The sequence below is a fragment of the Mesorhizobium onobrychidis genome (assembly GCF_024707545.1).
Classification (GTDB): domain Bacteria; phylum Pseudomonadota; class Alphaproteobacteria; order Rhizobiales; family Rhizobiaceae; genus Mesorhizobium; species Mesorhizobium onobrychidis.
Window position 1 is genome coordinate 5,802,099 of sequence record NZ_CP062229.1, and the last position, 20,790, is coordinate 5,822,888.

At 61.3% G+C, this 20,790-nt stretch carries 17 protein-coding genes and 1 pseudogene; 5 read left to right on the top strand and 13 right to left on the bottom strand.

Going from position 1 to position 20,790, the window contains the following annotated elements; all coding sequences use genetic code 11:
- Window positions 1-44: 44 nt before the first annotated feature.
- A complete protein-coding gene (locus tag IHQ72_RS28720) occupies window positions 45-755 on the top strand; it encodes a response regulator (protein ID WP_258118828.1) in 711 nt (236 codons plus the stop codon).
- Between the two features lie 260 nt (window positions 756-1,015).
- Here IHQ72_RS28720 and IHQ72_RS28725 read toward each other — a convergent pair whose 3' ends face one another.
- From IHQ72_RS28725 to IHQ72_RS28775, 11 genes and pseudogenes are all read right to left on the bottom strand, one after another.
- Window positions 1,016-2,683 (bottom strand): tetratricopeptide repeat protein, encoded by a 1,668-nt coding sequence (locus IHQ72_RS28725; protein WP_309508702.1) that lies wholly within the window; start codon window positions 2,681-2,683, stop codon window positions 1,016-1,018.
- Window positions 2,684-2,729: 46 nt separating this feature from the next.
- Entirely contained in the window at window positions 2,730-2,906 is a 177-nt protein-coding gene (locus IHQ72_RS37235; RefSeq protein ID WP_095491021.1) for a YjiS-like domain-containing protein, read from the bottom strand.
- Between the two features lie 557 nt (window positions 2,907-3,463).
- The gene (locus tag IHQ72_RS28730; protein WP_051695470.1) at window positions 3,464-4,144 is read right to left on the bottom strand and encodes an HAD family acid phosphatase; all 681 of its coding nucleotides are present in this window, start codon (window positions 4,142-4,144) and stop codon (window positions 3,464-3,466) included.
- A gap of 1,326 nt (window positions 4,145-5,470) precedes the next feature.
- Window positions 5,471-6,376 (bottom strand): alpha/beta hydrolase, encoded by a 906-nt coding sequence (locus tag IHQ72_RS28735; RefSeq protein WP_258118831.1) that lies wholly within the window; start codon window positions 6,374-6,376, stop codon window positions 5,471-5,473.
- Window positions 6,377-6,918: 542 nt separating this feature from the next.
- Window positions 6,919-7,896, bottom strand: coding sequence for a glycosyltransferase (locus IHQ72_RS28745; RefSeq protein WP_258123963.1), 978 nt, complete (start codon window positions 7,894-7,896; stop codon window positions 6,919-6,921).
- Window positions 7,882-8,826: pseudogene (locus IHQ72_RS28750) on the bottom strand (IS481 family transposase); the annotation flags it as partial. The pseudogene IHQ72_RS28750 and the gene IHQ72_RS28745, both read right to left, overlap by 15 nt.
- A 36-nt stretch (window positions 8,827-8,862) precedes the next feature.
- On the bottom strand, window positions 8,863-9,258 hold the full coding sequence (locus IHQ72_RS28755; protein ID WP_258118833.1) for a glycosyltransferase: 396 nt from the start codon (window positions 9,256-9,258) through the stop codon (window positions 8,863-8,865).
- 275 nt (window positions 9,259-9,533) lie between these two features.
- The gene (locus IHQ72_RS28760) at window positions 9,534-11,153 is read right to left on the bottom strand and encodes an ABC transporter ATP-binding protein (protein ID WP_258118835.1); all 1,620 of its coding nucleotides are present in this window, start codon (window positions 11,151-11,153) and stop codon (window positions 9,534-9,536) included.
- A gap of 1 nt (window position 11,154) precedes the next feature.
- Window positions 11,155-12,276 (bottom strand): ABC transporter permease, encoded by a 1,122-nt coding sequence (locus tag IHQ72_RS28765; protein WP_258118836.1) that lies wholly within the window; start codon window positions 12,274-12,276, stop codon window positions 11,155-11,157.
- Window positions 12,269-13,192, bottom strand: a complete 924-nt coding sequence (locus IHQ72_RS28770) for an ABC transporter permease subunit (protein ID WP_258118838.1) — start codon at window positions 13,190-13,192, stop codon at window positions 12,269-12,271. Before IHQ72_RS28770 ends, IHQ72_RS28765 begins: the two co-directional genes overlap by 8 nt.
- Window positions 13,193-13,457: 265 nt before the next feature.
- The gene (locus tag IHQ72_RS28775) at window positions 13,458-15,050 is read right to left on the bottom strand and encodes a peptide ABC transporter substrate-binding protein (RefSeq protein WP_258118840.1); all 1,593 of its coding nucleotides are present in this window, start codon (window positions 15,048-15,050) and stop codon (window positions 13,458-13,460) included.
- Window positions 15,051-15,371: 321 nt separating this feature from the next.
- Here IHQ72_RS28775 and IHQ72_RS28780 point away from each other — a divergent pair, with 321 nt between their 5' ends.
- The 4 genes from IHQ72_RS28780 to IHQ72_RS28795 all read left to right on the top strand — a co-directional run bounded on the left by IHQ72_RS28780 (window position 15,372) and on the right by IHQ72_RS28795 (window position 17,045).
- Window positions 15,372-15,899 (top strand): TadE/TadG family type IV pilus assembly protein, encoded by a 528-nt coding sequence (locus tag IHQ72_RS28780; protein WP_309508703.1) that lies wholly within the window; start codon window positions 15,372-15,374, stop codon window positions 15,897-15,899.
- Window positions 15,900-16,244, top strand: a complete 345-nt coding sequence (locus IHQ72_RS28785; RefSeq protein ID WP_258118841.1) for a pilus assembly protein TadG-related protein — start codon at window positions 15,900-15,902, stop codon at window positions 16,242-16,244.
- A gap of 105 nt (window positions 16,245-16,349) precedes the next feature.
- Window positions 16,350-16,559: a hypothetical protein gene (locus tag IHQ72_RS28790; protein ID WP_258118842.1), complete on the top strand. Its 210-nt coding sequence runs from the start codon at window positions 16,350-16,352 to the stop codon at window positions 16,557-16,559.
- Between the two features lie 117 nt (window positions 16,560-16,676).
- Window positions 16,677-17,045 carry a hypothetical protein gene (locus tag IHQ72_RS28795; RefSeq protein WP_258118844.1) on the top strand — a complete coding sequence of 123 codons (369 nt, stop codon included), beginning with the start codon at window positions 16,677-16,679 and terminating at the stop codon, window positions 17,043-17,045.
- Between the two features lie 18 nt (window positions 17,046-17,063).
- Here the strand turns inward: IHQ72_RS28795 and bglA are convergent, their stop codons facing one another.
- Together bglA and glgX are read right to left on the bottom strand one after the other, a co-directional pair.
- Window positions 17,064-18,689, bottom strand: coding sequence for a beta-galactosidase BglA (gene bglA / locus IHQ72_RS28800; RefSeq protein WP_258118845.1), 1,626 nt, complete (start codon window positions 18,687-18,689; stop codon window positions 17,064-17,066).
- Complete coding sequence (glgX, locus tag IHQ72_RS28805) at window positions 18,679-20,691, bottom strand: glycogen debranching protein GlgX (RefSeq protein ID WP_258118846.1); 2,013 nt, start codon at window positions 20,689-20,691, stop codon at window positions 18,679-18,681. Before glgX ends, bglA begins: the two co-directional genes overlap by 11 nt.
- Window positions 20,692-20,790 lie beyond the last annotated feature (99 nt).

Consider the following 20,790-nt stretch of genomic DNA (forward strand, 5'->3'; position numbering starts at 1 on the left):
TCAGGGGCAGCTTATCCATTAGGCTAGTTGCTCGGTGGTCGATTTTGACGACGCACGCACATGTAGTTGTCTGCGATGACGAACCGGATATCCGCGACACGGTGGCGGAATATCTGGAGCATCATGGCTATGCCGTGACGACGGCCAACGCGGGGCCTGCCCTGCGTGAACTTATTAATAGCCAGCACGTCGATGTGGTCATATTGGATATCCGAATGCCAGGCGAGGATGGCCTCTCCCTGGCGCGATATCTACGAGAGCACTCAGACGTTGCCATTATCATGCTGACCGGATCGGCGGAAATCGTCGACCGCGTTGTCGGATTGGAGATTGGCGCCGACGACTATGTCGCGAAGCCCGTGGACCTCCGGGAGCTGCTGGCGCGGGTGAAGGCCGTGCTGCGCAGGACGTCGGCGAGCGAACGAGCTGCGGAGAAAGCGAGTACTCCGGACCCTCACCAGATCCAGTTCGGCAAGTGCCGCTTCGACCCGGACGAACACAAATTATACAACGCCGAGGGGGTCGAAATAGCGATCACCGCGATGGAGTTCCGGCTTCTGAAAGTATTCAGCGAACATCGCGGACGAGTGCTCAACCGCGATCAACTGCTCGAACTCGCCCATGACCGCGGATGGGATCCCTTCGATCGTAGTGTCGACATTCGCGTTTCGCGCCTGCGGAAGAAAATCGAGGTCGATCCCTCCAAGCCGGAGGTGATCAGGACGATCCGCGGCATGGGCTACCTCTACTCCTGAGCGCGCCGCACGGTGGACCAGCGCCTCATCCCTTGCGGTTGAGGTATTGCTACTTTGTGGTCCCAGGCGGATGGCCCCGCTCGAACTTCTGAGTTTCGGGAATCCAGCTGCGTTGCCCTGGGCTTCCACTATTATCACCTGTGGGCGCTGAGGGGCGTGCAGGCCAAGCCGGCCTTCTCGGCACCTGGATTGTGTGCCGCAGCCGCCAGGCTTCGACACGTTTCCTGAGCCGACAACGACGCCGGCACCTTGAGCGCGGATCAGAGACGTTCGATGCCGAGAAAATCCGGCGCTCCCACCCACGCGGCCTTGAAGCGCGCATCCATCTCTTCGGCGTCCGCTGTCCTGCCGGTCCTGCGGAACACCTCGCGCAGGCCCCACAACGCCCAGGCGTTGTTCGGCGTCTGCTCCAGGACGTGCTCGAAGGCTGCCGCCGCCGGCTCGTGCTCGCCCATGGCGATGTAGACCGCGCCGAGGGTCTGTCGGACCGGATAATACCAGTACGCCGGTTCCATATAGGCAAGGCCGTCCTCGATCGCGACCGCTGCCTCAAGCTTATTGCGCGCTTCCCGCAGGTTGCCCTGGTGCTGGGCCATGCGGGCCTCCACGATCAGCGCGCTCAATTCCAGCAAATCCGGCGCCGGAAGTCCTCCCGCCGCCTCCGTGGAAAAATCGGTGTCGGCAGCGAGCTTGCGGATTGCGGCGGTCTCGGCGCGCGCCGCCTCGCTCGCACCCTTTGCGGCGAAGGCGACGCCCCGCGCATATCGCCAGGTTGCCTCGACATAAGGCAGGGCGTTTGCCGGCAGCGGCAGCGCGAGTATGACCTCGGGATCGCTGTACTGGGCGTGCGCGAAATAGGGAGCCGCCTTGATCGGCTGCAGCCCGGCCACCTTTCTGGCCATGGTGTCGGAGACCAGGGATTCGAGCTTTTTGGCCGCCTCGGCGATTGCCTCGACGTCGCCCGCCATCTGTGCGGAAGTCAACAGGAAATGCAGGTTGTGTGGATAATAGCCGTCCGTGTAGACACCGGGCGTGCTCTCCGGCGCTATGCCGACCCGCTCGAAATAGGCCTCGTCCGCTGCCACCGCCTCGCGGTTGATTTCCAGGCTGTCGATCCACCGGCCGACCTGGTGATAAATGTGCGCCGGCATGTGCACGATGTGTCCGGCGCCGGGCATGAGGGCGGCAAGCCGGTCGGCATGAGCTTCGGCCCTTTCCGGCGTCGTCGATGCTTCGACGGCATGGATATAGAGATGGATCGCACCGGCATGATCCGGTTTGCGCGCCAGCACCCGCTCCAACGAGGCCACAAGCTTGACCGTGTCCGGCTTTGGCGTTGCTCCGCCGTCAAGCCAGTAGTCCCAGGGCATCAGGTTCATAAGCGCGTCAGCGTAGAGCGTGGCGATCTCGTCGTCCTGCGGATGGCGGTCTGCCAGTTCCGCCATCGCCGAAGCATAGGCCTGGTTCAGGGCACCCTGATCGGCCGAAGTATCGGCGCTGTAGCGCTTGGAGAGCGCGGCGATAAGATCCTTTTCCCGGCTGGAGGCGAGGTGCGCTAGCTTGCGCGCCTGCGCGACAGCTTCGGCGGCGTTCGCGGCCGCCTCCTGACCCATGCCGGCGTTGATGTTGGGGCCGAGCACGTAGGCCTCGCCCCAGAAACACATGGCGCAGGTCGGGTCCAGCTTCTGCGCGGCCCTGAAAGCGCGCTGCGCTTCGGCGTGGTTGAACGCCCACGCCCAGCGTAGGCCCTGGTCGAAATAGGCCTGCGCCAGCGGGCTGGCGGTGGTGACAGGATAGGAATGGCTGCCGAGGTTTTCGAACAGCGGGACGCTTGTCGAATCCTCTCCAACCACCGCCGCCTTGGCCTGGCGGTGCGGAAGGCCCGAATCATGGGCATTGGCGGCGGGCACCGCCAAAAGGGCAGCCACGCTCGCACAGGCCAGTAGCGGGAGCCTAAATGAAAGCTTCATGGTTTCAGCCCGCCTTGTCTTCTTGGCCGCGCTTCAAGCCGCGGACCACCAAACCAATCTCTGACCGGCTAATCCCGATGTCCCTCAGGAAGGCATCGTCCATTGCCGCAAGGGTCCGTTCCGCCATACGGTGAACCCGGTAGTCCCGGAAAGAGCGGTAAGCTGCTCGCATTATCGACATTGCAACACTCCATGATTAGCGCCGCGGGATGCAGCGTTGCCATTGCATTTAAACCATCCCTGTTTCAGGCGTTTTTCCGCGCCGAACGCGAAGTGTTTCGTTTGTTTCAGCGCCGGGGAGCGCTTCCCGCGCGGTGCGAATTCCGAGCTCCCAGAGTCGCGGGAAACCGCCTTCTTTCCTGGGGCTGATTGGTGAAACCGGCGTCCGCGATCAGCCACGCTGGCTCGCGCGTCAGATGGCAGCACCGGGACACCGGTCCAATCGCCGGTTATCTGCCGCCTCGCTAATGTTAGAGTAGCCATGACATTAGCCGTAATCGATCGTCTGTGGTCAGGCCCGACGAGGGGGCCCCTCTTGGTCGGGCCGATATGCGGCTGTCAAATCTTCGATCGCCTGGGCTGACATCGGCACGTTGCCGTACCCGGAGATAAATATGATCGGCATGTCTGCCCGCCCGACAGCCGTCGTTCGTTCGTTGCTGCTCAAGCTAAACAACGGGTCACGGCCTGCCGTTGGGCGGCAAGGGCCCTAGCGTTCGGGTTTTGCCGTACACGCCGTCAGCGAACCCTGTAGAACGGATTCGGCAGCAGGAACAGCTTCTCGGCATGCCCCCCGAACAGGTCCGATGGCTGGTCACCGACATTGGCAATGATCGTGTAGCCGGCCTTTTCGATTTCGGCTCTTATGGGTGCCTTGAAATCTGCGGCGGAACCATATTTGGCTCCAGGCTGGACCATGTAAAGTTGCTCATAGCCGGCATAGCCCGCCGATTGCAGGTTCTGTTCGGTCGCCCGACGCTGGTCCTCCGGACGTCCGGTGATGAAGAATACTGCGACTTTCGCCGTTCGCGCCTGCCGGAAGACCTCCAGCACAGGGTCGATGGCCGGATCCTTCGCGAGCTGGTCCCAGGCGGCCCAGCCACAGGGACCGTCGATTGCGATGTCGCAGGCGCCGCCGATCGGGCGGCCGAAGTTGTCACGTGTGATCACTTCCCAGTTGGCCAAAGCCGTCTCGTCGATATCGAGCACCAGTGCGGGGCGAGGCACCTCCGTTGCGCGCTTGACGACCCAATCGCCTGCCTGCTTCGCCACTGCGGCAAGGTCGCGATCATAGTCGCCGGAATCATGATAATTGGCGGCCGCCAGCATCGCGTCGCCGACATTGGCTGGCTGGGACGGGCTTGTGAGAAGGAGCGAGCCGTCGGCACGCGCCGACACAGGCACATTTGTGCCAGTCATCAGCACGATTGCTCCAACGGCCGCACCACGCGCAATTCTATTCCAACTAATCGTCTGCATCATGAGACCTTGCGGTCGCGACAAGTCCTCTGTCAAGCGAGGCAAGGCACAGGTCTCGAAACTGCGGCGCTGAATTAGAGGATTCCAAAACAGACGCCGAATGTTTCTATGAGTTGCTGCAAGGTGCAGGATTTCCGCCATTGCTGCACAAATTAGCGCTTGCACAAACCAACGCACGTCCGGAATGCGCCAACTGCCGACGCTCAGCGCCGAGACAATGGACTTCCTATTTTGGGCCGTCTTCTGCCTGTCCGATTTCGAGCACAGCAAATGGCTATGCTGACGTTGGGACGAACGATCGTCGATGTCGGCAAGTGCCCCAATAGCGGTCTTTCGGAGTGCTTGAGGTGAACGCTAGAAGTTGACCTCGCAAGACTACCACCAACGCTCTTGAAGACAGGTTCGGGGTAGCGACGGCGAGAAGGTTAAGACCCGCTCCGAAGAGGTGCTCGCAATGGATGCTCCGACTGGACCCCACACGCTCGTGGGCGTGCCGGAGAACGTTGGATGGCGCGATATTCCGCGAAATGACTGCCCAATCTCCGCCGATTGCCGTTCAGCCGACGCACCGAGCCGTCAAGGACGCGATCGTCCGAATGGCGAGGGTTCGCAGCTTTGGCGCGTTGCCGTTCAACGGGCACCGCGGTGGAACGATCGCGGTGCCGTAGTCTGTACCCGCACAACACCTAGCAGTTCGCCTCAGTCTGCGGATCGCACGCCTTGCTTTCTTGCAAGGACGCGTTTCATTTTGGCCTTCCTCCGAAACAGATCGCCCTTCCTCTTGGAAACTCGCCGGCTGTCGGATTGTTCCACTTGCTGGTGTTGCCCGCATCTGCTCACACACCGGCTTGGCATCACACGATGGTACGCCACCCCTATCAGCGCAAACAGCACACATCGGCGCATTGCTGCTGGGCAGCTCGGGCCGAAAGCAGTCAGCCCGCTTCTGGGGATATAGCCACGAAAAGCGGCCATTCGGGTACGGAGCGGACGGCATGAATCCCTAGATCCAGTCCGAGACGGCTGCGATCCGCTTTCCGTCGAGACGATCTCGACATCGAGCGCAGGGTCCGGACCCACAGGATGGGATTCCAAGGCAGCCGTTATAGGGCCGCCAGTCGATCTTCGGCCGCAGCAGATCGCCGCAGCCGGGCCAATCGATCGCAACGGTCGAGAAGCGCGCGGCGAGCCCTCCAAGTCTCCTTTTGGTCAACACTTCCGGTTCCTGAACGGGAACATTGCGCCAGCAGCTGCCTCACCCGGGGGCTATAAATAGTCGCGGACAAACATGCCCGCGCTGTGAAGAGCGCGCCAACCGGCACTCAATCCTGCATTCCAAACCGGCCAGGCGTGAATCATATGCGGCCAAATTTCGAGACGTACCTTGACGTCAGCCGCGCCAGCGGCTGCAGCGAGCCGAGTTGCGTCCGACAACAGCGTCTCGGCCGAACCGACTTGTATCAGCATTGGGGGAAATCCGCTCAGATCGGCGAACAACGGCGAGATCAGGGGATCGCGCCGGCCAACGACATGGGAGGCATAGGCGGTCGCCAGTTCCTCCAAATACGCCCGGTGGATGATAGGGTCGATCGCGTCCTTAGTTGATAGTGTCGCGCCGGACATCGAAAGGTCCGTCCAGGGGGAAACCAGCCAAAGACATCGCGGCAACCGCTCCCCTGCCGCGCACAATATACCAACCAAGCACAGGGTGAGGTTGCCGCCCGCACTGTCTCCGCCAACCACGATGCGATCCGACGCGATCCCTTGCCGGCTCAGAAAGCGCCATGCGGTGAGTGCGTCTTCATGTTGCGCAGGGAAAGGATGTTCCGGCGCGCGTCGATAGTCGATCGCGAGGGTGCGCATTCCCATTGCTCGACCTGCCTCGGTCACCATTCGACGATGACTTTTGAGAGAGCCGGAGCAGTAGCCACCACCGTGGAAAAAGAGCAGAACCTTATCCCTGTCACTCTCAGGCGCTAGGGACCACTCGCCCTCGAGGCCATCGAAAACCACATCCTCGCATCGGATGTCGTCCGCAATCGGCCACACCGAACCAACCTCATCGAGCCGTGCCCGGCGTTCGTCCCAGCCCACCGGTCGTGGCTTTGACGTCAACAACCTGCGGACGGCGTTGATCTCCGTCAGATCGAGGTGTTCATCCACATCGCTCATTTTGCTTCCCTAGCCCCATCAAGCATAGAAAACCGGCGGACAGCAGCAGCCACATGTCATCCATAAAGCGCAATGCCAGCGCTGGGAGTTTTTCGTTACAATTGCGGCATGGCGAATACACGGGACGACAGGTCGCCCGCAAACCCGCTCGTCATCTTTTAGCACTGACCCACCCCCCGCACATGGTCGAATATTCCATCTGCTATTTGGCCGCTTCGGGTTCGTTCTACGACCCCTTATCGGACCAAGATCATCCTCGTTACTGGCGCCTGCAGCGGGCTCGGGCGCAACACCGCACTCAGCATCGGACGCCGCGGCGGTGACGTGTTCTCACCTACCATAGCCGGAGCGAGGACGCTTGGGCCGTCGTCGCGGAGACAGGCAACGGGTTGCAGGGCGGGAGCGTCTGCTCCTTAGAGCGGACCTGCTGTCTCGGCCAGCGCATCTGCCTGGTGAACATCTGCCTCCGATGATGCATCGAGACCAACAGGCGCACGGATCAAGCCGACGAATTCTCATTGAGCGGAACGGATAGGGCGGGCTTAAGACGGATCGCAGTAGTTCAGGCGCAAACACAGCGTCCCACAGCCGTCACTTTTCGGAATCACTGCGCGTCGCCACCGCGTCCTTGACGGCATTGGCAAGGTTGGCGAGGATTCTCCATTCCTGCTTGAGACCTTCGAGCGTCGCCTCAAAAGAACGAGTGCGGGTAGCTCTGGCACCGGCATGGCTTGCGACAGCCTGCGAATAGAGATCGACGGTCTGCTGCGCGGTCGAGGATCGTGAATAGAGGCCGCGGTCTGTCTGGCTTCTTCTTGCAATGCCGCTCGGCCCGGCGCAGTGATCGCGCGGACTCTGGCGAGAGCCTTGGAGAATTGGCCTGGGGACGCATCGGCTGACAGGAGATAGCCGTTCTTTGCGTTGCGTACCACCTCACGCACTCCAGGTTCATTAAGCCCAACGACGGGAACGCCGGTCGCCATCGCCTCGACAAGCACAAGACCTTGGGTTTCGGAACGCGACGAGAAAGCGAAGACGTCCATGGCGGCATAGACGTCGGCCAGTTCGGCGCCTTCGACCACGCCTAGCAGATGGCATCTGCCCTGAAGACCCGCCTCGTCCAGCATTCGGCGCATTTCGGACGCCGACGCACCGTCGCCGGCGGCAACAAAATGCGCGCGCTCATTTTGCGAAAGAAACAGGCAAACTGCTTCGGTGAGGTAAGTCAGGTTCTTCTCCGGCGCCAGCCGGCCTACGTGCCCGACGATGAAATCGGTTTCCGCTAGTCGCAACCGGCTCCGCAATCTCAGCCGATCTCCTTCGGCGAACCTGGCCAAGTCGATCCCGGTCGGGATTATGGTGATCGGTTTGGTGACATCGTGGTGGCGCAAGAGGTCGGCAATGCTGCGAGTTGGGGCGATGATATGCTCGCACAAATCACAGTAGCCAGCCGCGAGGCTGAGCACGAGCCGTTGGAGGACCGGTGCATCCTGCGCAACGTAGTTGTTTAGTCCCGGCATTTGATGGGTGGGATCGAGTCGGAACCGTTCGGGCTCTTTTGCCCAGATTTTGCAGATGAATTCGTGGGGCGTGAGGCCCTTGAGGGTCTTAAGCCGGCGCGCGAAATTGTAAGCTAAGATGAAGTCGGCGAGATGCCGACGCAGTTGCTCGTGATCGTCATAGTGGAAGCGCTTGACGGTGGCGTCCTTGATGGTCCGATTCATCCGCTCGACCTGGCCGTTCGTCCAGGGATGGTTGATCTTTGTGAGCCGGTGCTCGATGCCATGTTCGTCGCAGATGCCGTCGAAGATGTGCTGAAGGGCATGCCGGTCGCAGGTCCGGTTGGCGAACTGAATGCCGTTGTCGGTCAGAATGGTATGGATGGCATAGGGCACGGTCGCGATCAGGTTGCGAAGGAATTGGGCCACCGCCATCTTGCCCGCCGTCGGGTGCAATTCCGCATAGGCGAATTTCGACGTCCGATCGATGGCCAAGAAAAGGCGCAGCTTGCCCTCGGCGGTCTGCACCTCGGCGAGGTCGATATGGAAATAGCCGAGCGGATAGGCGTTGAACTTCTTCCTGGCCGGCTTGTCGGCGTCCACCTGCGGCAGCCGCGAAATGCCATGGCGCTGAAGGCAGCGATGCAACGACGAGCGCGTCAGATGCGGGATCGAGGGCTGTAGGGCATAGAGACAATCATCCAGCGCCAGCAACGTGTGCTTGCGAAAGGCGACGATCACCGCTTCCTCTTCGAGCGACAGCACTGTCGATCTTGGTTTCTTCGGGCCGGTGGGAAGATCGGCGGTCGAGATCCGGTTCCTCCACTTTCTAACTGTCTTCTGATCGATGCCGTAGCGCTTGGCCAGCGCTCTCAGGCTCTCTTGACTATGCTGTATCGCTCGACGGACTGCCTCTGTCGTCGTGGCGCGGCGGTGTAGAACCTGTCCCATAGCGCATCCTTTGATTCGGACGGCAATGATGCGCCATTAAAGTCCGGGATCAAACACGTAGTGGCCGTAGAGTTCGTAGCGGGTGTGATAGGTAAATATCGTCGGCAACGCTCGCGAAGCCGCGATGCGAAGGGCGGTATCGCCGAGAAGAAACGGGTGGTGCGAATGGACGATATCCGGTTCGAAGGCGTTCAGTGTTTTCTCGAGGGAACGGGTGAACGGGATCGGCACGGAAAAATCGCTCCCGTTAAAATTCTGGATCGCAGGAACGCGCAGGATGTCGCTTTCTGATCGCGCTGCTTCCGTATAGTCCCGCGCGACGATCAGGACTGCATGTCCCAACGCACGCAGCACCTCCGACAACGACGCAACGCTGTGTGCAACCCCGCCGACATGTGGGGTGAATGTGTTGGTAAACATCACGATGTTCATGCAAGGCCTACCGCGTCGGTCGATCGAAGGGACGCGGCCTGCAAAGAGAAATCGCCGCGTCCAGATTCTCGGGCCGGCGACGACCAGGCGGCAGGCTCGGTAACACTCGGGCCAAGCCTCGACCTTGCCCTCAAGGTCCACCCTATCATCCTAAACGTTAACGCGAATAGCCTGAGCTTCCGTTTCGACCTCGCGCTTCAGCGCTGCCTCGTGCGTTTCTTGATGTAGGATACCGAGGGACGTGCCTTCAACCACCGCGGCCCTCAGCGGCTGCGCTATGCGCTCAAGCGAAACCGTGTGACGTCGATGGCCGCGGCCATCAGCGTCTGCGTGTAGGTAGCCTTCGGATTGCTGAAGATCGCCTCGGTCGGCCCTTCCTCAACGATCTTACCCTGCTTCATGACGATGATGTAGTCGGCCATGGCGCGCACTACGGCGAGATCGTGGCTGATGAACAGATACGACAGTTCATGTTCGGCCTGCAGCTTGCGCAGCAGTTCGACGATCTGCTTCTGGACGGAGCGGTCGAGTGCCGAGGTCGGCTCGTCGAGGACGACCACTTTGGGCTTGAGGATCATCGCCCGCGCGATGGCGATGCGTTGGCGCTGGCCGCCGGAGAATTCGTGCGGGTAGCGATTGCGCGCATTCGGATCGAGCCCGACCTCGCGCAAGGCCTCGACTGCGCGCAGATCGCGTTGCCTGCCCGACAGGGTCGGCTCATGCACCAGAAGTCCTTCGGTGATGACTTGGCCAATCGTCATGCGCGGCGACAACGAACCGAACGGGTCCTGGAAGACCAGCTGCAATTCACGCCGCAGCGGCCGCATCGCCTGACGGTCGGCAGCGGAAATATCGCGATCGCCGAAGCGGATGAGGCCGTCGCTTGGCAGGAGCCGCAGCAAGGCCCGGCCGAGCGTCGATTTTCCCGAACCCGATTCGCCGACGATGCCGATGGTCTGGTTCCGCTGCAGCCGGATCGAAATGTGATCGACGGCGCGCAGCATCAGCGGCTCTCCGGCAAGAAACCCGCCGCCGATCCTGAAGGTCACTTCGACATTCCTGCCTTCCAGCAGGACGGGCGCATTTGGCGGTGGCGGTGCCTTGGTTCCGGTCGGCTCGGCGGCCAACAGCATCTTGGTATAGGCGTGCTGCGGGTTGACGAAGATCGCTTCCGCCTCGCCCTCCTCGACGACTTCGCCGTAGCGCATGACATAGACGCGGTCGGCAAAGCGCCGGACAATGCCGAGATCGTGGGTGATGAAGACGATCGCCATGCCGAGCTTGCGCTGCAGTTCGGCGAGCAGCATGAGTATCTGCGCCTGGATGGTCACGTCGAGCGCCGTCGTTGGTTCGTCTGCGATCAGTATGTCGGGATCGTTGGCCAGCGCCATGGCGATCATGACCCGCTGGCGCTGGCCGCCTGACATTTCGTGCGGATAGGATTTCATCCGCCGCTCGGGATCGGGAATATGGACCAGCCGCAAGAGCTTGAGCGCTTCTTCGCGTGCCTCGGCGGCGCCAAGCCCGCGATGCCTGCGGATCGGTTCGATCAGCTGGTTGCCGATCGAATAGAGCGGATCGAGCGAGGTCATCGGCTCCTGGAAGATCATGCTGATCTTGCGGCCGCGGACTTGGTTGAGCTCGGACTTGCTCAGGGTCAAAAGGTTGCGGCCGCGATAGTCGACGACCCCTGTGGCCTCGCCGTTCGAGGCCAGCAGGCTCATGGCCGCCATCATCGTCTGGCTCTTGCCGGAACCGGATTCGCCGACCACGGCGACGGTCTCGCCTGCATTGACGTGGATGTTGATGCCCTTGACGGCTTCAACGACGCCATCGAGTGTGCGGAAGCGGACGCGAAGGTCCTTGACGCTGAGGATGGTTTCGGAAGTGTCCATCTCAACGATCCCTGGGGTCGAGCGCGTCGCGCAGGCCGTCGCCGACGAAATTCAGCGCGAACAGCGTCGAGACAAGGAAGAAGGCAGGGAACAAAAGCAGCCAATTGGCGGTGCCGATGTTCTGGGCGCCGGTCGAGATCAGCACGCCCCAACTGGTCATCGGTTCCTGCACGCCGAGCCCGAGGAAGGACAGGAAACTCTCCAGGATGATGACATGCGGCACCAGCAGCGTCATGTAGATGACCACCGGGCCAAGCAGGTTGGGAATGACGTGGCGGATCAGGATGCCGCGTTGGCCGACGCCCATCGCCTCCGCCGCCTGGACGTATTCCTGCCGCCGGATCGACAGCGCCTGGCCGCGCACGATGCGCGCCATGTCGAGCCACAGCACAGCGCCGACCGCCAGGAACATCAGCACGAAGTTCCGACCGAAGAACACCACCAGCATGATGACAAAGAAGATAAACGGCAGCGAATAAAGCACATCGACAATACGCATCATCACCTCGTCGACCTTGCCGCCGGCAAGGCCGGCCGTAGCGCCGTAGAGCACGCCGATGACGCCCGCCACAACCCCGGCGAGCAGGCCGATGGCCAGCGAGATGCGTCCCGCCATCAGCGTTCGCGACAGCAGATCGCGGCCGGTGTTGTCGGTGCCGAACAGGAAATATTGCTGTTTGACCGAGGCGCTCATCGTCACTTCGAGACCGTCGGGCGATTTGTTCTCGATCTGTGTGTTGTCAAAGGCATCGGAACGGTCGAGATAGCGGACATTGCGGTCGTCGATCGGCCTAGTCGACTTGACGGTGACGATGACCTTATTGCCTTCCTGCCGCCACTCCTTGATGTCGACACGCATGCGCTTGATCGCTTCATCGAGCGCGGCCTCGATCATGTCGGCCTTCGGATAAGCCGACAGGCTCGGCGGCATGCGCACATAGTCGGCGTAGATGGTGGTGTATCGATGCGGCACCAAAGGGGGTCCGAACACGCTGAGGAGCGCGATGAAGGCAAGATAATACAGGCTGAACATGGCGGCGCGATTGGCCTTGAGGCGCGCCCAGGCATCGCCCCACAGGGAGCGGCCGACGATGACCGGAGCGGTGGCTGAGATGTCAGTCATAGCGCACCCTCGGATCGACGACGGCATACATGACGTCGACGATCAGATTGAAGATGATGGTGAAGAGAGCGATTACCACCACCGTTCCCATGACCAGCGTGTAGTCGCGGTTGAGCGCAGCAACGACAAAATGGCGGCCGACGCCCGGAATGGAGAAGATGGTCTCGACGATGATCGAGCCGGTGAGAAGGGCTGCAGCCGCCGGACCGGTGAAGGAGACGATCGGCAGGATGGCGCCGCGCAGCGCATGCTTGACGACCACCGACCAATCCGACAGGCCGAGCGCGCGTGCGGTACGGATGTGGTGCGAGCGCAACGATTCGATCATCGAACCGCGCATCAGGCGGGCGACGATAGCGATCTGCGGCAAGGCGAGGGTCAGCACCGGCCCGACCTTGTTGAGCAGGGCGCCATCACCCCAGCCGCCGATCGGCAGCAGCTTCCAGGTCAGACCGAACAGAAGCTGGATCACCGGCGCGATGACGAAGGTCGGAATGGTGCTGCCGGCGGTCGCCAGAGCGATCACCGAATAGTCGGCAAGCTTGTTCTGGTTGAGCGCGGCAACAGTGCCGAGCACGCTGCCGAGGAGTAGCGCCAGAATGAGCGCCGAAGCGCCGAGTTGGATTGAGATCGGCAGGCCCTCCCTGAACAATTCGCTGACGGTGAAATCCGGCATGTTGTAGCTCGGACCGAAATTGCCGCGCAGCAGATTGCCGAGATAGTGGACATATTGCAGCCAGAGCGGGTCGTTGAGGCCGAACTGCGCTTCAAGATTGGCCTTGATCTCGGGGCTCAGGCCCCGCTCCTGATTGAACGGGCCGCCCGGCGCGACACGTATCAGGAAGAACGCCATGGTCACGATGACGAACAGCGTCGGGATGGCGGTCAGGAGCCGCCGGAATACGTATCGCAGCATCGGTTCCCCGCTTGACCTAGAGCGACGTGCGTCCACTTGGACGCACAAAGTACGCTCTAGCGCTTCAATCTTCGCATCGTGCTTCCCGAAAATCGATTCCGATTTTCGGGCCGATGCGATGGCAAACCGGAGCCGCCGCCCCTAACGCATGACCCGAACCGAAGGTTCGGAAAGGATCACGCGCAAAATCAAGGCGTTACAGCGCCCTTTGCGCGTCCCGAAGGACGCGCGGCGCTGTAAAGGAGCGGCAGTCCGGCCAAGGAGATCAGTCCTTGGAGATGAAGCGGGACGGATGCACGTCCATAACGTTGTCCTCGAAGCCATGAAGCTTGGGAGAAACGATATCCTTGTAGCTGTAGTAGAGAAGCGGGATGTTGCCGACCTCGTCGACGAGGATGCGCTCGGCCTCTGCGAGTTGCTTCATGCGCTCTTCGGGCTTGCCCCCCGCGGCGGCCGCCTCGTCCATGGCCTCCTCGAATTTCGGGCTGTTGTAGCCCGAATAGTTGTTGCCACTTGCCTTGCGGGAGATGCCGAGGAAGGTTTCCGGATCCTTGTAATCCGCAATCCAGCCGGCACGCGCCATGTCATAGTCGCCCTTCTGCTCAAGGAAGGAATAGTGGGTCTTGGTGTCGGTGTTGAGCAGCGTGACTTCGACACCGAGCGGCTTCAACTGTTCCTGGATGGCGACCGCAGTGTTCTTGTGGTTTTCCGAAGTGTTGTAGCGGATTTCCATCTTAAGCGGTTTCTCGGGCGTGTAGCCAAGCTTCTCGAGTACCTTCTTGGCCTCATCCTCGCGGTCGATCTGCGACATCTCCGCGTATTTGGCCATTGCCGGCGTATAGCCCTCAATGCCTGGAGGCACCATCGAATAGCCGGGCAGCATTGAGTTCTGCCAGACCTTTTCGGCAAGGAAATCGCGGTCGACTGCCATGGAGATGGCGTTGCGCAGTTCGACGTTGTCCCACGGGGCCTTGTCGGTCTTGATCGCAAAATAGTAGGTGCCGAGGTAAGGCCCGACGCGAATCTGATCGCCAAACTTGGCCTTGAGGTCGGCGAGCTGCTCGGTCGGGAGGTCGTCGTAGCTGTCGAGTTCGCCGGCCTCAAAGCGCTTCATCGCCGACGAACGATCTTCGGTCGGGATGTAGTTGACGACGTCGAGCTTGACGGTCGCAGCGTCCCAGAATTTCGGATTCTTGACCAGTTTGATGTGGTCGTTGGGAACCCACTCCGCCAGCGTATAGGCGCCGTTGGAGACCAGATTGCCCGGCTTGATCCAATCGGCGCCGAGCTTTTCCATTGAGGCCTTGTTGACCGGATAGGCCGCCTGGTGGGTCAGCATTTCGAGGAAATAGGGCGTGGGCGCCTTCAGCGTCACTTCCAGTGTATTTGCGTCGATTGCCTTGACGCCCATCTCCTCTGGCTTCGCCTTCTTGGTGTTCACCTCCTCGGCATTCTTCACGGGATAGAGCATCGAAGCGTATTCGGCGCCGGTGGCCGGATCTTCCAGCCGTTGGAAAGCGTAGACGAAGTCATCTGCCGTCACCGGAGCGCCATCCGACCAGACGGCGCCCTTGCGCAGCTTGAAGGTGTAGACGGTGCCGTCGTCCGATACTGTCCAGCTTTCGGCGGCGCCAGGGATGAGGTTCGCCTTTGCGTCCTGCATGGTCAGCCCCTGGAACAGGTCACGCAAAATACTTGCTTCGTAGATTGTCGAGGTCTTGTGCGGGTCGAGCGACTCCGATTCGGCGGCGGTGCCGCGGTTATAGACGACCTCGGCGAAGGCCGGCGTGTAGAACGTGCCGGCGGCCAAGGCCATGGTTGTGGCGAACACCGTCGCCTTCAGCATATTTTTCAGCATGGAGTTCTCCCTGTCGAGGCGGCCCTTCAGCTACGCCTCTTGAGTGTTGACGCCCCGAAACCGATTAGGTGGCCCCTTTGAGCGCGCCGCCGGTTCCCTTTCCGGCAGCTGGTGGCCAAACAGTAACGTGGCGATTTTTTATTTCAACAGACTCGTGAGGTCACCCTAAGTAAGGCGCAGCGACAGCCACTTCGCGACCGGCAGAACAGCGGTCGAAACCATTGACTTGGCTCCGTTTCTCCCACTCAAGCACTCGTTCCGGCAAGAAATCTGTCGTCTATTCCACTTTGCCGAAATGTCTTAAGCCGCCTTTAAGCAACCATGGGTTACATCTTCGCGGGCTTCGGTATGTCTCGATGGGCGAAGGAAATGAACAGCGCAGAAACTGAGACAATCTCTATAAAGCGGCGCAATACGAGCCAGCTAAAACTCAAATTATGCCAATTTAGAGAACAGTCCGGAACTTCCGCCATCGAATTCGCGCTGCTTTCGCCCATTTTCATCTCGCTTTTGCTCGGAATGGTTGCATACGGTATCTATTTTGGTGCAAGCAACTCCGTACAGCAAATCGCAGCGGATGACGCCCGCACGGCGATAGCCGGGCTGAATGAAGGCGAGCGCCAGGCGCTGGTGACCAGTTTCGTCAACACCAATGCCGGCGGATATCCCTTCGTCGATTCCACCAAGCTGACCTATCAGGCAAAGGACAGCACGGCCGACCGAAACCAGTTCGTCGTGTCCATCCAATACGACGCACGTAACTTGCCGGTCTGGAATCTGTTCCCGGCGCTGCCCATGCCTGGAACCACGATCTCACGCGAGTCGACAATACGGGTCGGAGGCATCTGAATGTCGGAAATTTTGCCGGGGAGGATCGGCCGGGTTGTCCGCTCGATGCTTGGCGACCTGAAGGCGAACTTCACCGTCATGACGGCGCTGTGCGCACCGTTCGCGCTGGCGCTGGCCGCCTTCGCCATCGATGAAGGCTCGATCTATGTGGAGCGCCGGGAGGCTCAGTCGCTGGTCGATCTTGCGGCAATCACCGCCGCCTCCAACATCAACAACATTGAGGCCGCGGTGGTGACCACGCTCGGCGACAACGGAATGCCGGGTATCGTTGTTCAGAAGGCAGGGCAGACGATCGCCCCTGCCCTCGGAAAAACCGTCGTGTCGGTCACCGCCGGCCGATATTAACCAGAGTCGTCGCTCGGCGTCGACAAGCGCTCCGTCGGCATCGGCAATTCGAATCTCGGAGGCGGCACCACTCTCCTGGCCGTCAATCTTCCGCTGCATATCGAAGTGGCCTACGCCGAGGCCAAGCTGACCGACATCAGTTGCCCGACGGGGCGCCCGGACAGTTTGGAGGTTTCCATCGCTGCGCGCCCGGGCGTTGCCTCGCTGCATCTTGCCGCCAGCGACGCCGACAGCAGCCCCACCGCCTTTGCCGATTTCAGCAATCCACAGTCGTTCTCTAATGCCCAGATCGCGGCAGTGAGGCCACCAGCTTAATTCGTGTCTGCGCCGTGCGCACCACGGCGCCCTTCTCGCCGATTGTCAGCCACGGCGAGAATTGCGCAGGTTCGCCGATGGCGATGGCAAGCGTGGTCGAGGCTTTTGCTCATTCCATTGCTGTCGGTGAACGGGTCTGCAGCGCTTGATATCACCAACAACGATCCGACGACATTGACCTTCAACAGCACCGAAATCGCCAACAAGACGATAAAGACCGCTTCTACGAAAAACCTGACGCAATCCCTCACCACATCGCTTGTCGATGAACTGTCGCTCTCGATCAATGCGCTGGGACTAGGGCTGCTGAACGTAACCGCCCTGCTTGGAACGGTAAAGCCGGCGGTGATTGGGGCTCTGAACGCCGTGACGGCGCCGGTCGACGAATTGGTTTATAACGTGCTTGCGGCACTGGGCGTGCATGTCGGCGAGGCAGATGTCCGGGTTATGGGCGCGACTTGCGGGCGCTCCGTGCTCGTTCAATGAGCTGACAAATGAGAGACATCAGCCGTCTCGTCCGAGGAAGCAGCCCAAGGGCGGCAGCGACAGAATTTTTCCCTGCAAGGCGGCACCAGCGCCAAGATCGATCGTCTCTGCGACATCGATACCCTGCGGCAACGGCCATTTGGCCGGCTCCTCGGCGAAATTGAAAAGGCAGAGCAGCTTCTCGCCGCCGCCTTCGCGAATGAAGGCAAGCACATCGCCCTCGGCATCGAGAAAGCGGATCGAACCCTGTACCAGCGCGGCATGCTGCCTGCGCAACGCCAGGATCGCCCGGTAGCTGGCTAGAACCGACTTTGCCTCGCCGTTCTGGACATCGACCGCGCGGGCGCGATGGCTTTCCGGGATCGGAAGCCACGGCTTGCCTGTTGAAAACCCGGCGTTCTCGGTGCCTTTCTCCCAGACCATCGGCGTGCGGCATCCATCCCTGCCCTTGAATCCGGGCCAGAAGCGGATGCCGTATGGATCGCGCAGATCCTCGAACGCCAATTCGGCTTCCTCCAGCCCGAGCTCCTCGCCCTGATAGAGGCAGATCGATCCACGCAGGCATGACAGCAGCGCGATCGAGAATTTCGCCACCACCTCCGGATTGCCGCCGGGCCTCGTCCAGCGCGTCACATGGCGAACGACATCGTGGTTGGAAAACGCCCAGCAGACCCAGCCGTCGGAGACAGCACTCTCGAACGCTTCGACGCATCTGCGCACGTGTGCGGCCGAGAATTGCGGTCCGAGCAGGTCGAATGTGTAGCACATGTCGAGCTTGTCGCCGCCGCCGGTATAGGCGGCGAGCGTCTGCAACGAGCGGGTTTCGTCGCCAACCTCACCGACAGCGGCACGGCCCTCATATTCGTCGAGCAGCGCCCGAAAACGCTTGAGGAAAGCGAGGTTTTCGGGCTGCGTCTTGTCGAACAGATGCTCCTGATAGAGGTAGGGATTGGTTTCGGTGTTGGTGCCGGCAACGCTCGAAGCCAAAGGCGGATTGCTGCGCAGCCAGCGGTCATGGACATAGTAGTTGACCGTGTCGAGCCGAAAGCCGTCGACGCCGCGCTCCAGCCAAAACCGCACCGTTTCCAGCAAGGCGTCCTGAACCTCCGGATTGTGGAAATTGAGGTCCGGCTGGGAGGCGAGGAAATTGTGCATGTAGTATTGTCTGCGGGTCGCGTCCCACTCCCAGGCGGGGCCACCGAAGACCGACAGCCAGTTGTTGGGCGCGGTGCCGTCAGGCCTCGGATTGGCCCAGACATACCAGTCCGCCCTAGGGTTATCGCGGCTCGCGCGGCTTTCGACGAACCATTCATGCCGGTCGGACGAATGCGACAGGACCTGGTCGATAATGAGTTTCAGGCCGAGACGGTGCGCCTCGGCGACCACCGCGTCGAAATCCTCTGATGTGCCGAACATCGGATCGACGGCTGTATAGTCGGATACGTCGTAGCCCATATCGGCCATCGGCGACTTGAAGAAGGGCGACAGCCAGACGGCGTCGGCGCCAAGCGATGCAACATGAGCCAGCCTTGAGGCAACGCCGCGCAGATCGCCGCTGCCGTCCCCTGTCGTGTCCTGAAAGGAGCGCGGGTAGATCTGGTAGATGACGCAGCCGCGCCACCACTCGGCGTTGTCACTTGCCACCGCCGTTCTCCTTTATCTGAGGTTGCGCAGCTTTGTGTTCGATCATGAAAATCAGCGTTCGCCCTGGCACCGGCCGTGAAATTCCTGCTGCGCCGCCCGGTGTTTCGATGGCTGGCTCCCAGCGAAATCCGTCGCGCTCCGGCAGCGTGAACATACACGCCCGGCGATCGCCATTGATGACCACGGCAAGGCGGCAATCATCGCCGCCGAGCATCATGACCAGGCGGTACCGCCCCGGATCGTGCCAGCCTGCCTCGTCGAGCGGCATGCCGGTTTCAGTGAGCCAGACGACGTCCGGTTTTTCTGATCCGGCGGGCGGCTCTCCGGTCAGGAAGCGCGTGTCGGAAAGCGCCGGCACGGAACGACGCATCGCGGCGAGCAAAACGGCGCATTGTTCCAGCGCCTGGTCGCGCCCGGCCCAGTCGAGCCAGGTGATCTCGTTGTCCTGCGCATAGGCGTTGTTGTTGCCCTTCTGGGTGCGGCCGAATTCGTCTCCGGCCGTCAGCATGATCGTGCCGCGTGAGGCAAACAGCGTGGCCAGCAGCGCACACTGGTCATCGAAACGGGCCGTAACGATCGCCCGGTCGCCGGTCTCACCCTCGACGCCATTGTTCCAGGACAAGTTGTCGTCGTGGCCATCGCGGTTCTCCTCGCCATTGGCCTCGTTATGCTTGTGCTCGTAGACAACGATGTCGGCCAGCGTCATGCCGTCATGCGCGGCGATGAAATTGACGCTGCGGCTCGTCTGCTGGCCTGCCTTGGCAAACACGTCGGACGAGCCGGCAAGCCGGGTCGCCAGCGCGCCGACCATGCCGCTATCGCCGCGCCAGAAGCGGCGGATGTCGTCGCGATATCTGTCGTTCCATTCGAGGAAGGGCGGCGGAAAATTGCCAAGCTGATAGCCGTCCGGGCCGATATCCCAGGGCTCGGCGATTAGCACCCGGCCGCCGAGGACCGGATCGTTCCGAATAGCCCTCAGCAACGGTGCCGCAGCGTCGAACACGCCATCGACCCGACCCAGAATGGGCGCCAGATCGAAGCGAAAACCGTCGACGCCGGCATGGCAGACAAAGTGACGAAGCGTGTCGAGGACCATTTCCTGGACGACCGGATGATCGCAAGCGACGGTGTTGCCGGTGCCGGTGTCGTTAGCCAAGCTGCCGTCCGGCCAATGCCGGTAGTAGGCGCGGCTGTCGAGGCCGCGCAGCGACAGCGTCGGCCCAAGCCTGTCGCTTTCGCCGGTGTGGTTGAAGACAAGATCGAGGATGACGCCGATGCCGGCCGCACGCAGCGTGGCAACCGTCTGCCGCAATTCCGCGAGACCGCCGGGCGCGAGGCGCGGATCGAGCGCCATGAAGGTCACGGGATTGTAGCCCCAGGCATTACGCAGCCCGAGCGCCGGCAAATGCCGCTCATCGATCGATGCCGTCGCCGGCATCAGTTCAACCGCCCCGACTCCGAGCTTTTTCAGGTGCTCGACGATAGCCGGATGGGCCAGCGCTGCAATCGTCCCGCGCTGGGGCTTCGGGATGTCCGGATGTAGCATGGTGAAGGCGCGCACCGGCACTTCGTAGATCAGACCACCGGGCTGGAATAGCGCCGGCAAGGCAGGCACCGGTTGCGGCAGGGTGGCGGCAATCGCCTTCGGCAGCAGCGGCGCGATATCGGTCCCCTCGCCCCGTCGTGCGGCGAGCCGGCCGTCATAGACATAGGGCGTGTCGATCTCGACGGCATAGGGGTCGACCAGAAGCTTGTCGGGATCGAACCAGAGCCCTTGCTCGGGCGCATAGTCGCCATCGGCGCGAAACCCGTATCGAGTGCCGGCAGCGAGGCCGGCAACGAAAAGCGCGTGCACGCCCTCGCCTTCCGGCTGGAGTTCGAGCCGGTCGATCTCCCTGTTACCCTGCTCATCGAAGATCGAGACCCAGATGCGCCGAGCCGACGAGGACCATGCGGCGAAGCGAATGCCTTCTTTGGTGATGGTTGCGCCGAGCTGGCTCACGCGCACTCACAACAGCAGATCGTAGACGGTTTGAAGCGTTGGCAAGTTGGCTCCCCCTTCTCCCCTTGTTGTGGGAGAAGGTGTCGCCGAAGGCGACGG